This is a genomic window from Brevibacterium aurantiacum (assembly GCF_007558825.1).
GTDB classification, from domain to species: Bacteria; Actinomycetota; Actinomycetes; order Actinomycetales; family Brevibacteriaceae; genus Brevibacterium; species Brevibacterium aurantiacum_A.
This window is the reverse complement of the sequence record NZ_VLTK01000007.1, coordinates 145,367-167,744: the sequence shown is the minus strand read 5'-3', so window position 1 is coordinate 167,744 and position 22,378 is coordinate 145,367. Positions and strand designations below refer to the sequence as shown.

At 63.2% G+C, this 22,378-nt stretch carries 21 protein-coding genes, 1 pseudogene and 1 riboswitch; of the genes and pseudogenes, 17 read left to right on the top strand and 5 right to left on the bottom strand.

Annotated elements, in window-relative coordinates; all coding sequences use genetic code 11:
• Nucleotides 1-5: 5 nt before the first annotated feature.
• A complete protein-coding gene (locus FO013_RS13385) occupies nt 6-1,154 on the bottom strand; it encodes a CaiB/BaiF CoA transferase family protein (RefSeq protein ID WP_143923067.1) in 1,149 nt (382 codons plus the stop codon).
• Nucleotides 1,155-1,332: 178 nt separating this feature from the next.
• Between FO013_RS13385 and FO013_RS13380 the strand changes: the two genes are divergently transcribed.
• Nucleotides 1,333-1,728: an acyl-CoA thioesterase gene (locus tag FO013_RS13380; protein WP_143923066.1), complete on the top strand. Its 396-nt coding sequence runs from the start codon at nt 1,333-1,335 to the stop codon at nt 1,726-1,728.
• Between the two features lie 4 nt (nt 1,729-1,732).
• Here the strand turns inward: FO013_RS13380 and FO013_RS13375 are convergent, their stop codons facing one another.
• Nucleotides 1,733-2,512 (bottom strand): 4a-hydroxytetrahydrobiopterin dehydratase, encoded by a 780-nt coding sequence (locus FO013_RS13375; protein ID WP_143923065.1) that lies wholly within the window; start codon nt 2,510-2,512, stop codon nt 1,733-1,735.
• Nucleotides 2,513-2,546: 34 nt separating this feature from the next.
• Between FO013_RS13375 and FO013_RS13370 the strand changes: the two genes are divergently transcribed.
• Complete coding sequence (locus FO013_RS13370; RefSeq protein ID WP_143923064.1) at nt 2,547-2,963, top strand: VOC family protein; 417 nt, start codon at nt 2,547-2,549, stop codon at nt 2,961-2,963.
• On the opposite strand, the gene FO013_RS13365 is transcribed toward FO013_RS13370, so the two are convergent.
• Nucleotides 2,946-3,668: a helix-turn-helix domain-containing protein gene (locus FO013_RS13365; protein WP_186293106.1), complete on the bottom strand. Its 723-nt coding sequence runs from the start codon at nt 3,666-3,668 to the stop codon at nt 2,946-2,948. The genes FO013_RS13370 and FO013_RS13365 overlap by 18 nt on opposite strands.
• Nucleotides 3,669-3,783: 115 nt before the next feature.
• On the opposite strand from FO013_RS13365, the gene FO013_RS13360 reads away from it, so the two are divergent.
• The 8 genes and pseudogenes from FO013_RS13360 (at nt 3,784) to FO013_RS13325 (ending at nt 12,021) form a co-directional block, all read left to right on the top strand.
• Nucleotides 3,784-4,356, top strand: a complete 573-nt coding sequence (locus FO013_RS13360) for an HAD domain-containing protein (RefSeq protein WP_143923062.1) — start codon at nt 3,784-3,786, stop codon at nt 4,354-4,356.
• Nucleotides 4,353-5,153: a glutamate racemase gene (locus FO013_RS13355; RefSeq protein WP_143923061.1), complete on the top strand. Its 801-nt coding sequence runs from the start codon at nt 4,353-4,355 to the stop codon at nt 5,151-5,153. The genes FO013_RS13360 and FO013_RS13355 overlap by 4 nt, the downstream gene beginning before the upstream one ends.
• Before the next feature lie 120 nt (nt 5,154-5,273).
• Nucleotides 5,274-6,299 carry a slipin family protein gene (locus FO013_RS13350; protein ID WP_143923060.1) on the top strand — a complete coding sequence of 342 codons (1,026 nt, stop codon included), beginning with the start codon at nt 5,274-5,276 and terminating at the stop codon, nt 6,297-6,299.
• 47 nt (nt 6,300-6,346) lie between these two features.
• The gene (locus FO013_RS13345) at nt 6,347-6,943 is read left to right on the top strand and encodes an HdeD family acid-resistance protein (RefSeq protein ID WP_143923059.1); all 597 of its coding nucleotides are present in this window, start codon (nt 6,347-6,349) and stop codon (nt 6,941-6,943) included.
• Nucleotides 6,944-7,065: 122 nt separating this feature from the next.
• Entirely contained in the window at nt 7,066-7,971 is a 906-nt protein-coding gene (locus FO013_RS13340) for a MerR family transcriptional regulator (protein WP_143923058.1), read from the top strand.
• Nucleotides 7,972-8,329: 358 nt separating this feature from the next.
• Nucleotides 8,330-9,085: pseudogene (gene erm, locus FO013_RS13335) on the top strand (23S ribosomal RNA methyltransferase Erm); the annotation flags it as partial.
• Between the two features lie 719 nt (nt 9,086-9,804).
• Nucleotides 9,805-11,313: an inorganic phosphate transporter gene (locus tag FO013_RS13330; RefSeq protein WP_143923056.1), complete on the top strand. Its 1,509-nt coding sequence runs from the start codon at nt 9,805-9,807 to the stop codon at nt 11,311-11,313.
• A gap of 140 nt (nt 11,314-11,453) precedes the next feature.
• Nucleotides 11,454-11,565, top strand: a riboswitch (SAM riboswitch).
• Nucleotides 11,566-11,598: 33 nt separating this feature from the next.
• Nucleotides 11,599-12,021, top strand: coding sequence for a hypothetical protein (locus FO013_RS13325; protein ID WP_143923055.1), 423 nt, complete (start codon nt 11,599-11,601; stop codon nt 12,019-12,021).
• Here the strand turns inward: FO013_RS13325 and FO013_RS13320 are convergent.
• Nucleotides 12,013-12,726: a metal-dependent transcriptional regulator gene (locus FO013_RS13320; protein ID WP_143923054.1), complete on the bottom strand. Its 714-nt coding sequence runs from the start codon at nt 12,724-12,726 to the stop codon at nt 12,013-12,015. The two genes, FO013_RS13325 and FO013_RS13320, sit on opposite strands and share 9 nt — an antisense overlap.
• A gap of 262 nt (nt 12,727-12,988) precedes the next feature.
• Here FO013_RS13320 and FO013_RS13315 point away from each other — a divergent pair, with 262 nt between their 5' ends.
• The 3 genes from FO013_RS13315 to FO013_RS13305 all read left to right on the top strand — a co-directional run bounded on the left by FO013_RS13315 (nt 12,989) and on the right by FO013_RS13305 (nt 18,258).
• Nucleotides 12,989-14,086 carry a hypothetical protein gene (locus FO013_RS13315; protein WP_143923053.1) on the top strand — a complete coding sequence of 366 codons (1,098 nt, stop codon included), beginning with the start codon at nt 12,989-12,991 and terminating at the stop codon, nt 14,084-14,086.
• Nucleotides 14,087-14,305: 219 nt separating this feature from the next.
• Complete coding sequence (gene betT / locus FO013_RS13310) at nt 14,306-16,552, top strand: choline BCCT transporter BetT (protein ID WP_143923173.1); 2,247 nt, start codon at nt 14,306-14,308, stop codon at nt 16,550-16,552.
• Nucleotides 16,553-16,749: 197 nt separating this feature from the next.
• On the top strand, nt 16,750-18,258 hold the full coding sequence (locus tag FO013_RS13305; protein WP_260848156.1) for a lipase maturation factor family protein: 1,509 nt from the start codon (nt 16,750-16,752) through the stop codon (nt 18,256-18,258).
• Between the two features lie 50 nt (nt 18,259-18,308).
• Here the strand turns inward: FO013_RS13305 and FO013_RS13300 are convergent, their stop codons facing one another.
• Nucleotides 18,309-19,571: an Nramp family divalent metal transporter gene (locus tag FO013_RS13300; protein ID WP_395949718.1), complete on the bottom strand. Its 1,263-nt coding sequence runs from the start codon at nt 19,569-19,571 to the stop codon at nt 18,309-18,311.
• A 110-nt stretch (nt 19,572-19,681) separates the two neighbouring features.
• On the opposite strand from FO013_RS13300, the gene FO013_RS13295 reads away from it, so the two are divergent.
• The 4 genes from FO013_RS13295 (at nt 19,682) to FO013_RS13280 (ending at nt 22,375) form a co-directional block, all read left to right on the top strand.
• The gene (locus tag FO013_RS13295; protein WP_143923052.1) at nt 19,682-20,332 is read left to right on the top strand and encodes a TetR/AcrR family transcriptional regulator; all 651 of its coding nucleotides are present in this window, start codon (nt 19,682-19,684) and stop codon (nt 20,330-20,332) included.
• Nucleotides 20,333-20,360: 28 nt separating this feature from the next.
• Entirely contained in the window at nt 20,361-20,720 is a 360-nt protein-coding gene (locus tag FO013_RS13290) for a DoxX family protein (RefSeq protein WP_143923051.1), read from the top strand.
• A 235-nt stretch (nt 20,721-20,955) separates the two neighbouring features.
• Complete coding sequence (locus FO013_RS13285) at nt 20,956-21,738, top strand: class I SAM-dependent methyltransferase (RefSeq protein ID WP_143923050.1); 783 nt, start codon at nt 20,956-20,958, stop codon at nt 21,736-21,738.
• 94 nt (nt 21,739-21,832) lie between these two features.
• On the top strand, nt 21,833-22,375 hold the full coding sequence (locus tag FO013_RS13280; protein WP_143923049.1) for a hypothetical protein: 543 nt from the start codon (nt 21,833-21,835) through the stop codon (nt 22,373-22,375).
• Nucleotides 22,376-22,378: the final 3 nt, after the last annotated feature.

The following is a 22,378-nucleotide window of genomic DNA, read 5'->3' as shown; positions in this document are numbered from 1 at the left end:
CTCCCTCACAGTCCCAATTCGGCGATCACGGCGTCGGTGTCGGCACCGATGACCGGTGCCCGCCGAGGTTGGCCTGCACTGGCCGTACCAGTTGAGGTGGCCGCGCCAGTTGAGGTGGGGGCGGTTGCCTGCCCGAACCTCGGTGCCGGTGCGGGTTGGTCGATTCCGGTCTCATCGGTGTAGAAGAGTCCGCGGTGCTGGTTATGAGGATCGGTCTTCGCCTCGGCCATGGTGCGGACCGGTTCGACGCAGGCGTCGTGACCGGAGAAGAGCTCTTCGAGTTCGGCCAAGGTGTGTGAGGCGAGCGCCTCGGCGAAGACTGGTCGCATGATGGGCCAGTGCTTCGGCTGCCAATGGTCGATCTGCCCCAGCGGTTCGGGTAGGCGGTCCTCGATGTCGAGAGTGCGCACGAATTCGGCGAAGAAGGCCGGTTCGATGCAGGCAACGGACACGTACCTGTCATCGGCGGTGGGATAGACATCGTAGAACGGTGCTCCGGAATCCAGGAGGTTGTGACCGCGTGCGTCGTGACGCCACATGCCCATCTCGGAGAAGCCGTGCATCATCGAATACAGGAGATTCGCGCCGTCGATCATGGCGGTGTCGACGACGGTGCCGATGCCGGTGGTGCGGGCGCTGGTGAGTGCACCGAGAACGCCGACCACAAGCAGCATTCCGCCACCGCCGAAGTCGCCGATGAGGTTGGCGGGGAACTGCGGTGGACCGCCCGCGCGGCCGAGCTGATTGAGCAGTCCGGACGAGGCGATGTACCCGAGGTCGTGCCCGGCCTTCTGCGACTTCGGCCCGTCCTGGCCGTAGCCGGTGATGCGCCCGTAGACAAGGGCAGGATTGAGCGCGTGGAGATCGTCGGGGCCGAGGCCCAAGCGTTCCGCAGCGCCTGGGCGGAAGCCTTCGATGACGATGTCGGACTTCGCAGCCAGGGACCGGGCGAGTGCGATGCCGGCTTCGGACTTGAAGTCTGCGGTCATCGACCTCTTGCCACGGTCGAGAACAGGGTTCATGGGCTGGCCGGCTGTCTTCGGCGGATCAAGGCGAATCACCTCGGCGCCCATATCTGCCAACATCATTGCGGCGAAGGGGCCGGGGCCGATTCCGCCGAGGTCGAGAACGCGCACGCCTTTGAGCACTGCCATGATTTCCTTTCGTCGATCATTCCTGTTCCACTATAGAACGATCGATCAGGTCCGAAGAGGCAGCAGGGTCGTACCCGACGATCAGAGGTCCCGGTGATCAGGACCGTCCGGTCACCCTGGTAACGTCCCATAGTCGGAGACGGAGAGTCTCCGAAGCAGATAAGTCGAAAGGTTGTCCGTGAAGACATTCGAGTATTCCCCAGAGGTGCGCTGGTCCGATCAGGACATGCTCGGCCACGTGAACAACGCGCGCATGATCACCCTCATCGAGGAAGGCCGCATCAGGTGGCTCCACGAGGCCAAGGCCGGGAGCTTGACCGGCGGTGGCATGCTCGTCGCCAATCAGTCGATCGACTACCTGCTCCCCGTTATGTACGGCCCCGAACTCACAATGACGGTGACCGTCAAGCGGATCGGCAACTCCTCATTCACCGTCCACACCCGCGGTGACCAGAGCGGCCAGAAGGTGTTCAACTCCGACGTCGTCCTCGTCCACATCGACCGGGAGACCGGCAAGCCCTCGCCGATCCCCGAGGGCATCCGCAGCATCCTTGGGGAATACCTCGCCAGTTGATTACTCAGTGGACCATCGGCGCGCAGATGCAGGCTCGGTTGCCGTCAGGATCCTCTAGAACCCAATAGGACGGAGCAGCTGTGTCGCTGACGAGGTGGCCGCCCGCAGCGAGAGCTGCAGCAATCCGTCCTTCGGCCTCGTCATGGCTCACCCAGACATCGAGATGCCAACTCTGCGGGACGGCTGACTCCGGCAGAGGGAACTGGCTGTCGTCTCGTGGCCTCTGCCACCACAGCAGCGTATTCATCTGACCAGTTGGGTCGACGAGGTCACCACCCGCATGCACTCCCGCAGGTTGACCGCCGAGGAGTGCCGCGTAGAAGTCAGACACTCGATCACTTGAATTCGTGTCGAGAGCGAATTCGGCCTGCATCAGGCTTGCGGTGTCAGCAGTCAGGCCCGCTTCAGCGGCGATCGTGCTGATCTTTCGAGCGAGAGTGATATCCCGGTCGGTCACACCGCCGACGTCATGACTGCTCACAGTCACGGTGACACCGGTCTTCGTCAGAGTGATGTCGGGGGCATGGTTCGACAGTTCTGCTGCCTCCCCGATCGCGTTGACGAAGGCCAGACCTTGGCCGAATTCGTCGGTTCTGAATCTGGCCCTGATCGGCCCTGCCAACTGCCGCCAGTCCTCGACGTCAGCGTCGAAGATCTGCGAACTGGTGAGTACGGCATCGTGCCCCACAACTCGCTCCTCCCGTGATGCGTGATTGTGTTTGGTCGCAGGAGTCACGCTATCGGAGGAATGGTGATTCTGCGGGAAGATGGCCGTTCTGTTCATGCTCGACCGGGCCTCGTGCCCATAGCCTGAGAACATGAAACTCGACGCGATCTCAATCATCACCGCAGACATGTCCGCAGCAGTGCAGTTCTACTCCTCGCTCGGCCTCGACCTCGTCGACGGCGGCGCGGATGCTCCGCACACGGAGTTCTCCTCGGGCAACCTCCGCCTGCTCCTCGATACTGAGGCGGTCATGCTCAGCATCGATCCCGAATGGACCTGGCCGACCGGTGGCCACAAGATGTCCCTGGCCTTCGACTGCTCCACCGCCGAGGCGGTTGATACGACATTTACCCAGCTCACTGCCGGTGGTGCCGGTTCCGATCCCGTGGCTGGAGTCGTCCACGAACCGTGGGATGCTTTCTGGGGTCAGCGGTACGCCGTGGTCTCCGATCCCGACGACAACTATGTCGACCTCTTCGCAGCACTGGACTCACCGGCCCAGCAGTGACTTCTCGTCTCTCCACAGATGGGCCGCATCGGCGTATCCCGTTGCCGTTGCGGCCGCTGTGCGAGTGGAACCTGCGTCGATGAGGGCCCGTGCGGCCTGCCAGCGCAGGACCTTCGACAGGTGTTTGGGTCCGTAGCCGAACCATGCGGAAGACAGCCTCCGCAGCTGTCTGGGTGAGTAGGCGAACTGTGCGGCCACCTCGGCGATGTCCGGCGCCGGTGATTCCTCACGCACGCTGAGCAGACCCGCCAGCTCAAGCGGCGTCGAATCGATGTCGGCCCGCGCCGTCAGCGTCTCTGCGATGTCCAACAGCTGCCTCTGCCCGACACCAGGTCCGAGTTCGGGGACGATTACGCGACTGCCTGCAGTCATCACAGCTTCGAGAGGGGTCACTGCGTCGGCGAGCTCGGCCGCCGAGGTGGTCAGCAGCTGCGGGAGCACTCCGGGGTCGAAGCGCAGCCCCACGACCGGCTCCGCTGCACCACTCGTCGGCGTAGTTCGGAAGGTTCGTGCGGTGGAGTCTGCTCCGGCGACGACGACGCGGGAATCGATGACGATGAGATCCATACAGCCGTCGGGCACGATGAGGGAAGGCTCGGACGGGACGCTCACAGCCACCTCGGCGAGGGCCGATGTCGGGCAGGCGTCGGGGGTCGACGTCCACAGAGAAGCACGGAGCCTGGGGATGCGCATCTCCGTGTACATAGGGTGCTCGTCCTTCTTCAGTTTCGAGCGGTATTCTTGGAATTCATCGGCCCGTCCCAGGCCGACGCCGTCTGTTCTCAGACTAGCCGGTACGAGACTCCCCCAGGAAGGAACAATGGCAGCTGCATCCCCCTCGCCGACATCAGCACGTCGGCAGGCACGGCATGTCACTGTCTTCCTCGACGTCGACGGAGTGCTCAACTCGTACCCGGTGCCCAAACTGCGCATCATGACCGAAGGGCGCAAGAAGCTGCAGGCCTGGCACTACGAACTGCACTATAAGCCTGCGGTGATCACGTTCTTCGACCGTCTCGTCGAAACCCACGATGTCGACGTCGTGTGGCTCTCCACCTGGTCTCAGCGGTGCAAAACGGAACTGGAGCCGAAGTTCGGTCTGCGCAACTCCTTCGAGGTCATTGAGATGCCCGATGAGTCTCACAACCGCTACGCCAACGATCCGCACCTGTGGTGGAAGGCCCGTGCCATGGAGGACTGGCTCGCGGAGCACGAACACGGTCGGGCCGTCTGGATCGACGACGATCTCGCAGCACCGGCCACGCACGACTACTTCGTCGAGCACTATCCGGCGAACCGGCTCAAACTCATTGCTCCTGAATTCGCGCAGGGCCTGACAAAGGCGCACTTGAGGGAAATCAGAGAATTCGCCTACCCGAAAGAGGATTCATGACGCGTATCGGTCTGCTCGATTCCGGACTCGGGCTGCTCGGCACCGCCGATGCGCTGTTCCACCTTGCTCCGCACGCGGACCTGATCCTGGCCATGGACCCGGACTTCACCCCCTACGGCAGCCTCAGCCCCGAAGCCCTTGAAGCCAGAGCCCTGAACTCGGCAGCAGTGCTTGCCGAGTGGGAGCCCGATGCGATCGTCATCGCCTGCAACACCGCCTCCGTCCAAGCCCTCGAGGCCGTACGCGCCCGCTACGAACCCGACATTCCCGTCATCGGCACCGTGCCGGCTGTGAAGATGGCGGCCGGGACCGGGCAGGACTTCGCCATCTGGGCGACCCCGGCTACGACCGGCAGCGCCTATCAGCAGAACCTCATCGACACCTTCGCCGCCGAGGTGACCGTGTCCAAGGTGGCATGCCCGGGCCTCGCCGAGGCGATCAATGAGGCTGACATCGCCACGATCGATTCCGCGATCGACGCAGCCCTGAACCAGATGGATCCCGGCATGGAGACCATCGTGCTCGGATGCACCCATTACGGCCTGGTCGCCGACCGGATCATGGCCGCCCGGGCCGGCGCGATCACACTCTTCGACTCCCCCATTCCGGTGGCGAAGCAGACCCTGCGCAGGATCGGAGTCGAGGCCCACGGCGTCAGCCCGAATCAGCCCGACACCGGCGAGGTCATCGCCACCTATGCCTCCGGTCGACTCGTGCGCCTGCCCCAGTCATTGGATGCCTATCCCGCCGGCAGACGACTGCTGGCGCGAGAGCGAATCGCGACAGCAGCATCCTGATGGTTCGCGACTCTTTGGACCATTGCCGGGAGTCGGCTCAGCATTGTCGCCGCACCGGGTCTTTTTTGCTGCAACGGGGTTAATCTGAAAGGACAGGCAATCGTCTGAGGAGGCGGTTCGATGTTCTTCTTATTTCTCATCTTCGGTCTGATCGCGCTCGGTGCCATCGGCCTCGGAAACAGTCTGAAGATCGTCAAACAGTACGAGCGCGGTGTCGTGTTCCGCCTGGGTCGAGTCACCGAGGAACCCAAGCATCCCGGCATGACGGCCATCATCCCATTCGTGGACAGGCTGGAAAAGGTCAGCCTGCAGATCATCACCATGCCGATCCCGGCCCAGGAAGGCATCACTCGTGACAACGTCACCGTCCGGGTTGATGCGGTCATCTACTTCAAGGTCGTCGATCCCAGGCGTGCCATCGTCGATGTCGAGAACTACCAGCTCGCCGTCGGACAGGTGGCACAGACGTCTCTGCGCTCGATCATCGGCCAGAGCGATCTCGATGATCTGCTCACGAACCGAGAGCGGCTCAATCAGGGTCTGGCCATCATGATCGACAGCCCGGCCGTCGACTGGGGCGTCCACATCGACCGAGTCGAGATCAAGGACGTGGCCCTGCCGGAGTCGATGAAGCGATCGATGTCGCGCCAGGCAGAGGCCGAACGTGAGCGTCGTTCACGCGTGATCATCGCCGACGGTGAGTTCCAGGCCTCGAACAAGCTCGCCCAGGCAGCAAGCGCGATGGCGGATACGCCTGCAGCTCTGCAGCTGCGTCTGCTCCAGACGATCGTCGAAGTCGCCTCCGAGAGGAATTCGACTCTGGTTCTGCCCTTCCCGGTCGAGTTGCTGCGTTTCCTTGAGGGGAACACCCCGAAGGCATCGACCTCAGCCGAGGACGTCCCCGCGGGGACGTCGAGCAGCGACAGTCCTGCCGCGGCGACGAACGCCTCGATGAGCGCCACCTTCGGGGCCAAGGACACAGAACATTCGCTGGACGATCTCAACGGGATGGTCCGTGCCCTCTCCGATTCAGTGAGGCTGAACGAGACGATGCACCTGCCGGCATCGTTCAAGCTGCCCGGCAACGAGAACGACACGGCAGCCTCGGCGAGCAGAACTGCAAACGACGACAAGGCACCGGCGTAATCCACTCTGCTCAGCGAGCTTCCATCCCGAGTGACTACGCTTGAGACATGGACCTGAAGCGCACCGGCAGAACAGTCATCGTCAACGGCGTCATCGCCTTTCTCGTGGGTGTCCTCATGATGGTGTGGCCCGGCACCAGCGCCGAGGTGGTCGTCCAGATCTTCGCTGTCTGGCTGGCCGTCATCGCCGTCTCCTCCTTCGTCCTCGCTCCGAAGGGCGGACGCTCGGGGAGCTTGGTTGCCCGTTCCGTCCTGCTGATTCTCTTCGGTGCACTCATCTTCTTCTCCCCCATGCTCTTCGCGTCCTTCGTCGCCATAGTGACCGGATTCGCCATCATCTTCTTCAGCTTCCTCGCCGTCACCGTCTCCCTGTTCATTCGCCGGATCGGTGTGCGGATGTGGTGGCTGCTGACGATCATCGGAATCGCCGGCATCGTCCTCGGCGGCTTCTTCCTCTTCGCCCCACAGTCGGGGGTCACCGCGCTGATCTTCACGCTCGCGATCTTCATCGTCATCGTCGGCATCGCCTTGGTCGCCCTCGGTTGGCGTCTGCGCAAGACTGCTGAGGCCATTCGCCAGGATCCGCACCGCAGGCCGCCTGAGGATGGTGGCGGCGAGATCATCAGCGGCGAGATCATCGAATAAGCCCCGACCGCCTCGCAGGCACGCGAACATTCGTTTCGGCGAACGGACCAGGAGTTGCAGCTCCCGTAGCGTCATGTGGTCCGATGGACTCATATCCCGCCCCACCGAGGAAGGCCCTACTCATGAATTCGTCCTTTGTTCCGCCGCGTCGTGTCAAGATCGGTGATGCTGCATCGTTTGTCGGCACCACACCGCGGGCGATCCGTCATTACCACGAGATCGGTCTGCTCCCCGAGCCCGAGCGGGGCAGCGACGACCGCCGCCGCTACGGCTACGAAGAGATGATCCAGCTGTTGTGGATCCGCAAGATGGCTGAGGCCGGGATCGCCCTGGATGACATCCGAGACGCCTTAGTCGACGCGGCTCCTGATGGTCCCGACAGCGACCACGGTGTCACGGGCATCCTGGAAAGGCTGGAGAGGACCCTCGTCGCCAAGGAGGCGGAACTGGCGCGGCAGCGGACTGCAGTGCAGCGCATGCGCACCCGCGGCAGCAGAATGGGTCTGCTCTCCGACTTCGTCACCAGCCGTCTGGAGAGCCTGCCCGAGGGCTCGCTGCGCCAAGCGGACCTGGATAACCTGCTGGTTATCGAGCGGATGTTCGGCCCTCTCGGTGCGGCGGTCAACGCCACCCGTTACATCGCCTTGGCCACTCACCCGGATTTGCGGGAAGATTCCGACCGCGTCGATGCCGCAGAGGAGGCACTTGACGACACGATCGCCGTCGACGATCCCCGCGTGGCACAGGTGGCCGCCGAGCGACACGCCTTCGAACTGGCGCTGGACGCCGTGATAGAAGAATCCGGCCTGGCACAGGACGATGAAGCACTCTTCGACTCCTGGGACGTTCTGCACCCTGCTGTCGCCGAGGACGGTGGCACCGAGGCCAGCGAAGACTCTGACGGGGAGCAAGAGTCCATGAACGTGGTCGAAGCATTTGGAAAGATGCCCTACGACTGGTCCCCTGCTCGACTGCGCTGCATAGAACTGGCTGAAGAAATGTCCGCCCACGAATCCACCGCATCATGAACAAGGTCTCGTTTCCTGGCTCAGGGCACTAGATCCCCCGCCACCGGCGTGCTAACTTATTCACCATGGGAACATTAAACTGCGGCGCAACGACAGCGCTGAACTTCTACATTCGTGACCGCCGCGCCTGACAGCGCGCTCGATTCACTTCCTGTGATCCACTGACCTCATCGAACCCTCGGCACCACCGGTCCATTGATGGACCCGTCGCCGCCGAACCGATCGAGCAGGATCTGTAGCAGCGCGTTGTCGACCCGGATAGTCATCTGCATCCTGGGCGAAGCCGCAAATCACTGGCACACGTCACGCGCATTGCGTTGCCCTTGGGTGCTCCCTTCTTCATCTCCGGAGCGCGCCCATGCGACCTCATTCAACATTCGGCGGCCGACACGAACTCGGTCAGAACTTCTTACATTCACGCTCAACCCTGCACACGATCGCGAACCTCACCCGTGCCACCACCGGCCCCATTCTGGAGATCGGACCGGGCACCGGCGCGGTGACTGCTCAGCTGTACCAGCTCGGCAGACCGCTCACGCTCGTGGAACTCGACGAAACGAGGATCTCTCACCTTGAACACTCATTCCCGCGCGCCCAGGTCCAACACGCAGATGTCCTGACGTCCAGGCTCGATCAGCCCGTGATCGTCGGCAGCCTGCCCTTCCACCTGACCACACCTATTCTGCGCAGACTCCTGCGCGCCAGGAGGTGGCAGAACGCCGTTCTGCTCACCCAATGGGAAGTGGCCCGCAAACGCGCCGGCGTCGGCGGATCGACCATGATGACCGCCCAATGGGCCCCGTGGTTCGACTTCCGACTCATCGAACGCGTACCTGCCCATGCCTTCACACCGAAGCCCAGCGTCGACGGCGGCATCCTGACCATCGATCGCCTGGCAAGCAGCCTCGTGCCGGACCGGCACAGGTCGGACTACCAGCAATTCGTCCGCACGGCCTTCACCGGACGCGGACGTGGGATGAAAGGAATCCTCACGACAATGAACCTCACTGACCGCACCACGCTGCAATCGACGATGGACCGCAACGACGTCAGAGGAGACACCTTGCCACGAGACCTCAAACCAGAACAGTGGGCCGGACTGTATTCGGCCCTCGGCGCGACCGAGACAAGCACCACGAAGAGCCCATCAGCTGCACAGAAGCAGAGCAGGAAAACACAGAAGAAGGGAAACACCATGCGAAACGACAAAGGACACAAGAACCCCAGCGTCGCGGCCGGAACGGGAGAGATCCCTCTGATTGCCGAGAAGCCGGTGATCACGGGCGAGATTCCCATCGTCGGCGCCGACCAGGTGGCAAAGAAGCTCGAGGCCCAGATTCCGGGTGTCGACCCTGAGGCCAAGACAAAGAGCCACGACAAGGGACATCTGCAGGCCGAGCGCGGCTTCATGCCGCAGCATGCCAAGCCGTCCCAGCCTCAGCCGCGGTGGAATCTGCCTCGGCGCCAAGGCTGACGGCTGACGGCTGACGGCTGACGGCTGACGGCTGACGGCTGACGGCTGACGGCTGACGGCTGACGATCACGCCACACGCGGGCACGAGCCAATCGTGCCCGCGTGTCCATCATCACAACCAGAATTCCGCTCGGCAGACATCCTCACTGAGCTCGAACCAGATGGCGGCTCCATACCATCTGACCTGGAACTTCACGTAAACACGAGATAAACTACGCCTATTGTGCATCTGCTGTTCGCCGGCAGAGCTGAGTGTGTTCATCTTCCATTCATCTATCCCTTAACCTTGCGGACATCCAGAGTGCGAATCATGGGAGACAGCTGGAAATACATCTCATGATCCTCGCTAGGAGACGCGCATGACCCAGGCTCTGGCACCAGAGACCTTCACACCGACGCAGACCGTCGGCCGCAGCAATGATCGTCGCTGGCACCTGGCTTTCGGTCTGCTGCTCGCGATCACTCTCATCGCCTTCACCCTGTGGTCATTCGGCTATGTCAGCCAGGGCGCACCGCGCATGGTGCTGATCACGACAGTCATCTTCGGTGCGTTCATGGCCTTCAACATCGGAGGCAACGATGTGGCGAACGCCTTCGGCACCTCCGTTGGTGCAGGCACCCTGACGATGAAGCAGGCGCTGCTCGTTGCGGCTGTCTTCGAGGTCAGCGGTGCGCTGCTGGCCGGCGGCGATGTCACTGACACCATCAAGAGCGGAATCGTCGACCTGGGTGCCGTCTCCCTCGACCCGATGGAGTTCGTCTACATCATGATGGCCGCCCTCCTCGGTGCGGCAGTGTGGCTGTTGATCGCCACCCGCATGGGCTGGCCGGTCTCGACTACGCACTCGATCATCGGCGGCATCATCGGCGCCTCCCTGACCATCGGCTTCGTCACCGGCACCGGAAGCTTCGCCATGGTGCAGTGGTCAGAGGTCGGCATGATCGCCATCTCCTGGGTCCTCTCCCCCGCTCTCGGCGCACTCGTCGCCTTCCTCATCTACGGGGCGATCAAGAAGTACGTCCTCGGCGATGCCCTGTCAAAGACCCTCAAACCCCACATGCTGGCTCCGACTGGCGAGAGCGGCCACGCTGCAGACGCCGGAATGGACCTTGAGCGCGATCCCGATACCGCGGCTTCGGTCGATCAGTCGGTCGGCTCGCACTCCACACTTCAACGTTGGGTTCCACTCATCGCCGCAGGCGGTGCCGTCATCCTCACCGCGATGCTCCTGTTCAAGGGCCTGAAGAACCTTGACGTGGCCGTCGGCACCGTCGGCGGCATTCTCATCATGGCGATGATCGGCCTCGCCGTGTGGATGGCAGTGTTCGTCTTCGCCAAGACCCTGCGCAAGCAGACTGTGCCTCGGGCGACCTACGTCCTCTTCTCCTGGATGCAGGTGTTCACCGCCTCGGCGTTCGCCTTCAGCCATGGCTCCAACGACATTGCCAACGCGATCGGCCCCTTCGCCGCAGTCCTCGACGTGCTCAAGACCGGCACCATCAGCTCCGAGGCGACCGTCCCCTTCGCTGCCATGCTCACCTGCGGGATCGCCCTTGTCGCCGGCCTCTGGTTCATCGGCCGCAAGGTCATCGCCACGGTCGGGACCAAACTCACGGAGATCCACCCTGCATCCGGCTTCGCCGCCGAGCTCGCTGCCGCGGCCGTCGTCATGGCGGCTTCAGTCAGCGGCCTGCCCGTCTCTTCCACCCATATCCTCATCGGTGCGATCATCGGCGTAGGTCTGGTCAACCGATCGGCGAACTGGAAGTTGATGAAGCCGATTGCCATGGCTTGGGTCATCACCCTGCCAGCCGCCGCGAGCATCGGTGCCATCAGCGTCCTCACTCTGCGTACGTTCTTGAGCTGATTCTCCGATAGTCGCCTCGGGGGCCTGCACAGCGGGCCGCCGAGGCGACTTTCTCATTCACCGACAACGGTGGGGATATCGACACCGACGGATCCGCTCCTGACATCCGTGTCAGCCCCTTCCGCTAGAATCGTCCACACGTTCACGAGTCGTGGCTATCGGTACCTGGCCGGCCACGCGGCAACCCGTCATCGACCGGGTGCCCCAGGGGAAGAACGGGTCGGCGCCATTCGGCGCTGGCAAGATTCGATCCGGGCGCATGGTGCCCGAGAAACGAGTGTCACTGTGTCTCACGAGGCAATCGAACGCTGGCCGGGATTCTCCGAAACGGAAGCCCTCGAATGGAGCCGTGTGATCCTCCACCACTCTCCTGGACCCCTGCCAGCCAGCATCAAGGCTCAGATGTCGGCGGCGATCAGGAGAGGAACTCCGGTCGCGGCACCTGATTGGGCTCGGACGGCCGATCAAGCACGCGACTGTGGTTTCACACCGATCCTCTACCATTCACTTTTCGCAGCGCTCCGTGCCATCGATCCGAACTCCTTCAGGTCGCATCCGCACCATCGCCAGGTCACCCACCGCAACCAGGTTCCGGGCGTCCCGTTCGAAGCCGAGCTTTGGCAAGAGTGGCCACGGCTGGTGCTCAAAGATGGTTTCTCACCGGGGACAGCGGCCGAACTGGTGCTCCTGTTCGCGACATCAACCTGATGCCTTCAGATACACCGCCGAGGCGACCGGACGGTCCACGTCTATGCGTTTCATGTCGCCCTTTCCGGCTCCGGGCTGCTCCGATTCGAGGGGTTCGCTGAACACCGAAATCGAGACAGCTCCGCCGTCCTCTCCCTCGGCGACGTCGAGGCGTGCACCCGGGCGCACCCCCACCTCGGCGAGGTGGGCAAGGACTGAGGGATCCGCGTCCGAGACCCGGATGACCGTGTAGGCCCCGGGTTCCGCCTCGGCGAGGAGGAGCGAGGAATCATGGGACTCGATCTTCCCGTCGGGGCCGGGGATCGGGTCCCCGTGAGGATCGGCCTGGGGACGGCCGAGGAACGCGTCGATACGATCGACAAGTCGGTCCGAGGCCGCGTGTTCGAGGATCTCCGCCTCGTCGTGGACCTCGTCCCAGCCATAGCCCAAGGATTCGACGAGGAACGTTTCGAGCAGGCGATGCCTGCGCACCATCGATAGGGCTACTGTCTCACCCTTCGACGTCAGCACCGGAGGGCGATAGGGCACGCGGACGATGAGCCCGAGCTCGTCGAGACGTTTGAGCACCTCGGTGACGTTGGCCTTGGTGGTGCCGAAGCGGTTCGCCAGCTCAGTCGCGGTCATCGGAGTCCCGCCCCATTCCTGGGCCGACCAGATCGCCTTGAGGTAGTCCTGGCTGACCTCGGATACTTCGCCTGCACGCATGCGCTCAGCGTAGCCGATGGGATCAGAATCGGTCCTCGTCGACAGTCGGGAGTGACACCTGAGCTGATCCAGTGCGATGAATGCCGGACAGCCGTTGAGATCTGACGACACTGCCGACCCGTCGAATGCGCCCGGTCTGGGCTTCGACCCGGGTTAAGCCTGTTCCGCCCCGACACGAGGGGTCACGGATCTGGAACATCTTTCGTCTCCGGGAGAAGGTGCAGCCTGGAAGAATCACAGCATGAGGATGAGGACGCATAAATTGAGCACGACCCTGGTCTATGCAGTGGCTCTCGCACTATTCATGGTGGTCATCTTCTTCCTCACGAACGCCGGCATCGACCCCCGGGCCAGCCGCATCGGGGATTTCGACCCCAAAGGTGCCGCGACGGCGTGCTTCGGCCTGCTTGGCCTCTATCACTCGATTGCGATCATCTTCTTCGACGAGGATGACTCATCGAAGTCAGCCGCTGCCGCCGCCGATTCCCTCCTCCCTAGGGCGCCCGATTCGTACACCGGTTTCATCCGACAGTCCTGGTACAAGGTGCTGTCGGTGGGGCCCATCTTCGCGGTCTTCTGCGCAGCCTCGGTGTTCATCTGGCATTCGTTGGCCGAATTCCCGGGAAGTCCGGGAACGGTGTGGGGTGACTACGCCACATCACCAGCTCCCGCCCTCACCCTCTTTCTCCTGTGCTGGGCCAGCACCAATGTCGGGTTCATGTTCGCCTCCATCGCCGAGGCATTCAACCGTGATCGGTTCGGTCTCTTCATCACGGCGATGGTCATCATGTTCATCGCCGCCCTCGGCATCACTGTCGGTTTCATATTCCTCCCGGAGCAGTCGACCGGCCCGGCGCTGACGATGGCCGCACTGATTCTGCCCTTGACCCTGATCACCGTCATCGGTGCTCGCGCTTGGGCCATCGCCCGAGTGAATCGCTACGATGCGAACCACCCCAGGTTGAGTGCTCGGGAGCGACGGCGTTCGGAGCAGTTCGGCCCCGATCTTCAACGCCGGCCTGCTCCAGATCCGCCGCCGTTCGACATGCTCCGGGATGGAGAGGAACTGCTCATGCACTTCAAGAGCGAGCGAACCCCGGAACCGCAGATGCTCATCGCCACGAATCAGAGGTTCGTCCGTGCCTCGATCCTCGGATCTGATCGGACCTTCATTCTCGAGCAGGCCAGTCCCGGGCAGCTCCTCGGCGCCAGCTCTGAGCGCGTGGGCCACGATCTGATGACCACTGCGCACTTCCGCGACCACCAGGACATGCGCGTCGTCGGTGGAGATCCCGAGCAGTCCCGTGCCTTCGCCGAGGCGGTCACCCGTCTCGCACGAACCGGACAACTCCGCGGTTGAGAACAAACCTGGTCCGCGGCTGAGAGCCAGACCTTTAGGGCCTCTCCTCACCGCCTCTGCCGGGTGACACGGGCTGCCCGAAGCTAGCGAACTCGCCCTGAAAATAGGGGGCGGAGTCCCTGGCAAAGCACCGAGAGTCTACGATAGATCGGTGCCCTTTTGGGCGAGTCCAGAGTTTCCGACCGGAGGTTATGCGTGCAGGATCCCAACGAAGAGAAGATGAAACGGCCCATCGTCGAGCGTGAGCGCTTCGGCGGAACCGACAGATCTGCCCGAGACGTCGACCCTGAGAAGCGCCCTCCGATCTCCAGCACGGAGATGAGCCGCGGCCCTGCCGAGCTCACGGACGAGCGGGGATCCCGGGTCAACTGGAAGGTCTTCATCATCTCCTCGGCGGTGATCCTCGGCTTCTCGATCTGGGCAATGCTCATGCCCGGCTTCGCGCAGACGACGATGAAATCGATCGTCGACTGGATCGCCACCAACCTCGGCTGGTACTACGTTCTCACGGTCACCGTCGTCATCGCCTTCGTCCTCTGGGTCGCCCTGTCAAAAGAAGGTTCGGTCCGTCTGGGCCCGGATCATTCCCGGCCGCAGTACAACCTGTTCACCTGGGTCGCGATGCTCTTCGCCGCCGGTGTTGGCATCGACATGCTCTTCTACTCCGTGACCGGGCCGATCACCCAGTTCCTGCAGCCGGTCAACGCTGATCCCGAGTCAGCGGCCGCCGCGCAGGACGCTGTGGTGTGGACGATGTTCCACTACGGCATCGCCGGCTGGTCGATGTACTCGCTGCTGGGCATGGCCATGGGCTACTTCGCCTACCGCTGGGGCATGCCCCTGTCGATCCGCGCAGTTCTCTACCCCTTGCTGGGCAAGCGGGTGCGCGGAGCCACGGGTGACGTCATCGACATCTTCGCGCTCGTCGGCACGGTCTTCGGCGTAGCCACCTCGATGGGCATCGGCGTCGTCCTGCTCAACGTCGGCTTCTCCGAACTCTTCGGTCTGCAGCAGGGCCTCGCCCTGCAGATCGCGCTGGTCATCGTCGCGGTCATCATGACGATCGCGGCCTGCACCTCCGGCGTCGACAAGGGCATCCGCCTGGTCTCCGAGCTCAACCTCTGGTCCTGTGCCGCGATGATGCTCTACATCCTCGTCACCGGCAAGACGGCATTCCTGCTCAATGCATTGGTCGAGAACATCGGCCGCTTCATCTTCACTCTGCCAGAGCGCACCCTGTCCACGTTCGCCTATGTCGATGACGGCTCTGCCTGGATGGGCGCCTGGACGCTGTTCTTCTGGGCATTCTGGCTGGCCTGGGGTCCCTTCGTCGGATTGTTCCTGGCCCGCATCTCCCGTGGGCGCACACTGCGCGAGTTCGTCATCGCTGCGATCACCGCACCCGTGATCTGCGACTTCATCATCGTCTCGATCTTCGGCAACTCCGCCCTCTCGGAGGTCTTCAGCGGCAATAGGGACTTCGCTCAGCAGGCCATCGATTCACCCGAACAGGGCTGGTATGCCCTCCTCGACATGTTCCCGGGATCGACGTTCCTCATCGGCCTGGCCACGCTCTCCGGTCTGCTCTTCTACCTCACGAGTGCGAACTCAGGTGCGATGGTGATGTCGAACTTCAGCTCCACCATCCCCAACCCCGAGGAGGACGGAGCGAAATGGCTGCGGATCTTCTGGGCGGTCGTCACTGCTGTGCTGACCATCGCCATGCTCGTCGCGGGAGGGGTGACGACGATGGAATACGCGACCCTGATCTTCGCCCTGCCGGTGACGGTCATCGCCTACCTCGTCATGGCCTCCTTCTCGAAGGTGCTGCGCATGGAGCGAGCCGAACGAGAGGGCCGGACCCGCAGGCGCCGGACCACGGCCGCCCACGGCGGCCGCACCCCGGAGAAGACCTGGCGTCAGCGCCTGGCGACTCTGCGCTCCTACCCATCGAAGAAGTCTGTCGACAGGTTCGTCAACGAGGTGGTCGAACCCGCACTGGAAGCTGTGGCCGCCGAGTTCCGCGAACTCGAATACACGGTCGAGCTGACGCAGGAGACCGGGGCGGAGTCGGGAATCACGGAGTCGACGCTCATCGTCGACATGGACGAGCAGCGCAACTTCCACTACCAGGTCGCCGCTGTCGAACACAATGTTCCCTCGTTCGGTGCACGCAATGCCCCGCGCGGCGATGACGTGTACTACCGGATCGAGGTCTTCACCCAGACCGGCTCCGAGGGCTATGACCTCATGGGTCTGAGTGGTCAGCAGATCATCGACGACGTCCTCGATCGCTACGAGAACCACCTGTCGTTCCTCGCCTACTCGCATGAGCACTCGTACCAATCGGTCGTCACGCCTCCGACTCCCCCGGCCACGGATTCGATTCCGGCGATGCCTACCTCGACCGAGGAAGTCGAGCAGCTCGAGGAAGGTGATCCGGAGCCTGCCGGCGAACGTCGCTGATGCGGCAGACCATGCGGGCCCGCTGAACCAGCCAGCTGAAGAACCGAGCCGAACGTGAACCGAGGCTGTCCCCGACACCGGGGGCGGCCTCGGCGCATTCATCGGGGTATTGCACGATCGCGTCCTTGACACCATAGTCGAGACAGGGATGTCGAGCGCCCTGCGAACGCATGAACCGGGAGGTGGTCGCTGTGGACATGACCGCGGTGCTGTCAATCTTGTCGGCCGAAGACTACACGATCGCCCGCGAGGTCCTCCAACGCGGATTCGGCCTCCTCTTCTTCATCGCCTTCCTCAGCGCCTGGAACCAGTTCCCCGCCCTGCTCGGTGAGCGCGGGCTGACCCCAGCGCCTCGCTTCATTGCACTCACCACCTCCGCTCAGGCACCGAGTCTGTTCCGGTGGAAGCGCTTCACCTACACAGACCGCCGGCTGCACATTGTCTGCGGCAGCGGCATGATCGCGGCGATGACCGTCGTCGTCGGACTTCCCCAGGCTGGTCCCGCGTGGGCCACGATCCCGGTGTTCGGGCTGATGTGGTGGCTCTACTTCTCGATCTCGGCCATCGGTCAGCGCTTCTACGGCTTCGGCTGGGAATCGCTCCTGCTCGAGGCCGGTTTCCTGGTCGGCTTCCTCGGCTCTCATGAGGTGGCTCCCTCGCTGCTGATGATCGTCTTCCTCCGCTGGTTCGTCGTCCGCGTCGAGTTCGGGGCGGGCATGATCAAGATGCGCGGGGACAGCTCCTGGCGGGATCTCACCGCCATGGATTATCACCATCAGACTCAGCCGATGCCGGGCCCCTTCAGCCGCCGAGCCCACCTGATGCCCGGATGGTGGCATCGCGGTGAGACTCTGGGCAGTCACGTCGTCCAGCTCATCGCACCGTGGCTGCTGTTCCTGCCCCAACCCATCGCATCCTTCGCCGCCGCGGCCATCATCATCACACAGCTCGCGCTCGTCATCACCGGCAACTATGCCTGGCTGAATTGGGCCACAATCCTCCTCGCCTTCGCCGGAATCAGCGACTCGTTCCTGGGCTGGATCATCGGCGGCCCGTGGCCCGGATGGGGCCGGCCCGATTCTTCCGGCGCCGAGGTGGCTGATGCTTCCAGCGCTTTCCCACTGTGGTGGGCGATCCTCACCGCGGCTTTCGTCATCTGGCAGTGCGTACTCAACATCCCTGCTCTGCGCAACCTGTTCTCGCCACGTCAGAAGATGAATGCCAGCTTCAATCGGTGGGGCTTGGGCAACGCCTACGGCGCCTTCGGATCGATGACCGAGATCCGTGACGAGATCATCATCGAAGGCACCCTGGATCCCGATGCGACGATGGACTCGGGAGACTGGCGGCCCTATGTGTTCAAGGGCAAACCCGGCGACGTGCATCGTCGCTCCCCGCTCGTTGCGCCCTATCACCTGCGCCTGGATTGGCTGATGTGGTTCGCGGCCCTTGGTGACTACCGGCAGCCATGGTTCTATGCACTGCTTGAGCGCATCGGGGACGGGGACGCGCAGATCCGAACCCAGTTGGGCCCTGACCCCTTCGACGGTCAGGCACCGGCCCTCATCCGGGTCCGGATCTTCACCTACCGCTACGCCACCAGTGAGGAACGACGACAGGCACGGGAGAAAGGACAACCTCGGCCGTGGTGGGTGAGGTCGAATCCTCGCACCATGGTCGAACCCACGGACCTGCGGGACGGGTGAAGTCGACGGGCTCGCCTGTCTGCCCGAGTTCAGCTGCGTGCGGGTCGATCTCAGTCGATGCCCAGCGCCAGGAGCCCGATGAGTACGACGTTGAGGGCGATGATGAGCCCCGACGCGAAGATGGCGACGATCGTTATGATCCGTGAGTTCGCGTACTTGCCCATCACCGTCCGATTCATCGTGAGCCTGACCAGGGGAATCATCGCAAACGGGATGCCGAGGCTGAGCACGACTTGGCTGAGGACGAGCGACCAGGTCGGGTCTGCTCCGATTCCCAGGATGACGAGTGCCGGGATCATGGTCACCGCCCTCTGCCACACGATCGGGACATTGACTCGCAGCAGGCCCTGCATGATCGAGGCCCCCGCATAGGACCCGACAGCGCTCGAGGCCAGGCCGGAGGCGAGCAGTCCGATGCCGAAGAACAGGCCCACAACCTCGCCGAGGTTGGCCGACACGACCGCGTGCGCACCCTCGATCGTGTCGGTCCCGTCCTGACCGCGCAGCGAGGCAGCGGCCAGCAGAAGCATGGCAATATTGACCGAGCCTGCGATGACGAGGGAGAGCACGACGTCCCACCGGCTGGCCCTGAGCAGCTGAGGAATCGACGCACGCGGCGCCCCGCCGTGCCGGTCGACAGACAGCGCCGAATGCAGGTAGATCGCGTGGGGCATCACGGTCGCACCCAACATGCTGGCGGCGAGGACCACCGAGTTCGTGCCCTCAAGTCTGGGCATGATTCCACCTGCCGCTTGTCCCCAATTCACATCGCCGACGAACAGCCCTGCTAAAAAGCCAATGGCGATGATTGCGAGCAGGGTGATGATCACCGTTTCGAAGGGGCGCTGACCACGGGTGGACTGGATCGAGAGCAGAAACAGGGACACGACGCCGACGATGACTCCACCCAGAAGCAGCGGCAGGTCGAAGAGGATCTTCAGGGCGATGGCACCACCGATCACCTCGGCGATGTCGGTGGCGATGGCCACGATCTCCGCCTGCCCCCAATATGCCAGTCGTGACCGGCGACTGAGCCTGTTTCCGAGGAGGCTGGGCAGCGACTGCCCGGAGACAAGACCGAGCTTCGACGACAGGTACTGCACGAGAACAGCGATGAGGTTGGCCGCGACGAGGACCCACACGAGCAGATATCCGTATTGGGCGCCCGCACTGAGGTTAGCGGCGACGTTGCCGGGATCGACGTATGCGATCGCCGCGACGAAAGCCGGCCCCAGGAGGAAGAACGTCGAGACCTTCTTCGGGCGCATCACGGAGACTTCGGGGCTGCCGGTTTTCGATGGATCGACGTTCATAAAGTTAAGGTACATTAACTTTCCCTTCCGAGCAACATCTCCGCATAGGACCGCGCTTCTGCATTCGACTGCCCCTGGTAACTGAACACAGAAAGGCCTACGATTCGACTATGCCCACTGAACATGTTCACTCACGTACAGGTCGCCGGCTGAGGACCGAGGAGAAGATCATCTCTGCCGCCGCCGATCTGTTCCTCGAATTCGGCTACAAGACCACGACGGTCAGGGGCATCGCCAAACGCGCCGAGGTGTCCGTGGGCAGGGTGATGGCCGCCGGAGACAAGGACGTGCTCCTCGTTCGCTGCTACGACCGTTGGATCGGCCAGCTCCAGTCCGGGACCTACACCCTCCCGGCTCGGGCACGTGCCCTCACGGAGGCGACGCAATCGGCGCGAACCGGCGCCAGGCCGGCGGCCACCTCGGCGGTGCAGAACCACCTTGTGGAGATCTTCCTGCCGTTCCTCGAATTCTTCGCCGCTCACGAGGACCTGTCCCGGGACTACGCGGCCGCACTGATGCGCGTGGTCGGCAAGCCTCAGGTGTTCGAGACCCTGGCGGCGGACCTGCAGGACAAACTGTCTTCGAGCCTGGTCTCAATCGGTATCAGCGAGGCATATGCCCGGGCCAGTGCCGTCGCCCTCTATGACTCCTACCTCGGCATCCTGTTCCGGTGGGCGGCCAGCGATATGAGTCTCAACGAGGCAACTGAGGCCCTCTCGGACAGCATCGCGTTCCACACCCAGCTGAGGCGACCCGTATGACGCCGCCTCCCGAAATAAGGAGTTCGACATGACATTACTCCCCGATCCCTGGTGGCCGGTGGCGGTGATGGCCCTCATCGTCCTCGTCGACGGCTTCCTGACATTCTGGCCGCCGAAGGTCATCGCCGACTGCCTCGACGGAGTCGGACTCCCGCGCGACTGGTGGTGGGTGCTCGCGGTCGTGAAGTTCCTCGCGGCAGCCGGGCTGGTCGCCGGCTTCTGGATTCCGGGCGTCGGCCTGGCTGCGATCGTCGGCCTCATCGTCTATTTCCTCACTGCTGCCGCCGCCCATCTGCGTGCCGGTTATGTCGGCCGCGACTTCTGGGTCAACTGCTTGGGACTGCTTGTGCTCAACGCCCTCATCCTCGTCTTCTGCTTCCTCATCTGAGTGACTGCCAGAGCACCGCAGAATCGCCTCGGCACCCGCGACTGAAAACTTGTCTTCACCTGTGGAAGCGTGTGGCCCCTTGCGGTAGATTTCATTGTGGAGTTGCGTTCGACCACCGGCGATTTCTCGCACGCAATTCCACAGTGACAGGCGCTTCGGCCGAACATTTGGCGCCGTGGCCCAACGGCAGGCGCCAGAGCCGAGAGGTCGGCACCAAGACGGAGGGATTGGCAACGTGGCCGAATCTGCAGAGGACCGATACGCCCGTTGGTCGTGGATCCACGAGACCGCAGTGATGACCGGGTGGAACTTCGCCGCACTCGGCTCCCGTCTGAGAGCCGACGACCCGCCTTGGGACTTTGAACTGACCTGCGCCAAGGCGATGGCAAGGTCCGCTGCCTGCCTCGACATGGGAACCGGGGGCGGCGAGCGCCTTCGTGATCTCGTCAGGCGCGTCAGTGCAGTCGGCGGCTTCCTCGGTCGCGAATCCATTCTCCATGCCAGCGAGGGGTGGAAGCCGAATCTGGATGTGGCCACCTCGGCGCTGGCGGAATACGGCATCGAGGTCCGCGAGTACGACAGTGAGATCGGCGACCCCATGCCGTGGCCCGACGATTTCTTCGATCTCGTGATGAACCGGCATGAGAGCTACGATCCAGCCGAGCTCGCTCGAGTCGTGAAGCCCGACGGAGGCTTCCTCACGCAGCAGGTCGACGGCACGGAAGCCTCCGAGTTCAGGCTCTGGTTCGGAGGCCGGCCGGAGACTCCCCAGAACCGACTCGGACCGCGCCTCAATGAGCTCGAAGAACAGGGGTTCACCATCACCGACGCCGACGCGTGGACCGGCACGATGGAGTTCGCCGACGTCGAAGCGGTCATCGAATACCTCGCCTATTCCCCCTGGGATGTCCCGGGGTTCACTGTGGCTGACAACCTCGTCGCCCTCGACCGACTGGCGGCCCGCCGCTCTCCGATCGAGGTCACGCAGAAGCGCTTCCTCATCGTCGCCGAACGCTGACGCATCTGCCTCGACAGATGGTCAGGTTTTCCCGACCTTGGTCACAGGTAAGCCGCATGGGCGGGCAGTGGTCGGCGTGGATAGTGTCGAAGACATGACCTCGCCGGACTTCATGTACCCTCAGCCCACCGATGACGAGTTGGCCGCTCAGCAGCCCTATACCGCGGCGCTGGGACTGGGAAGTCACGCGCACGAGGCCAGTCATCGCAGCGCCAGTCATAAGCACAGCTCTGGTCGTTCACCCGCTTCACCAAACGCGGAGACCGTTCATGACGGGGCATCGCCCGCAGGTGCGAACCGCCCGCAGCTGGGCAAGGTCGCGCTGGTCCTCACAATCGTCGCCGCAGGACTGTCCCTGCTCGGATCGATCGTTCTCGGTGCCACCATCGGACCGTCGGAAGCCGAATTCGGGTACTACTTCACCGACGCTCCAAGCTGGTACCAGAACCTCGCAATCGCACTCGCCGGCCTTCAGGTCCTGTGCGCCGCGCTCGGCGTCACCGGCCTCATCATGGGCATCGTCTCAGCCGCGACAGGCCGCTCCAGGACTCAGGGTATCGTCGCAATCGCCATTGCCATCTTTGCCCCCCTCATCTCCTTCGGGGCGTTCCTGGTCCTCAGCTTCACCTTCGCCTGACGC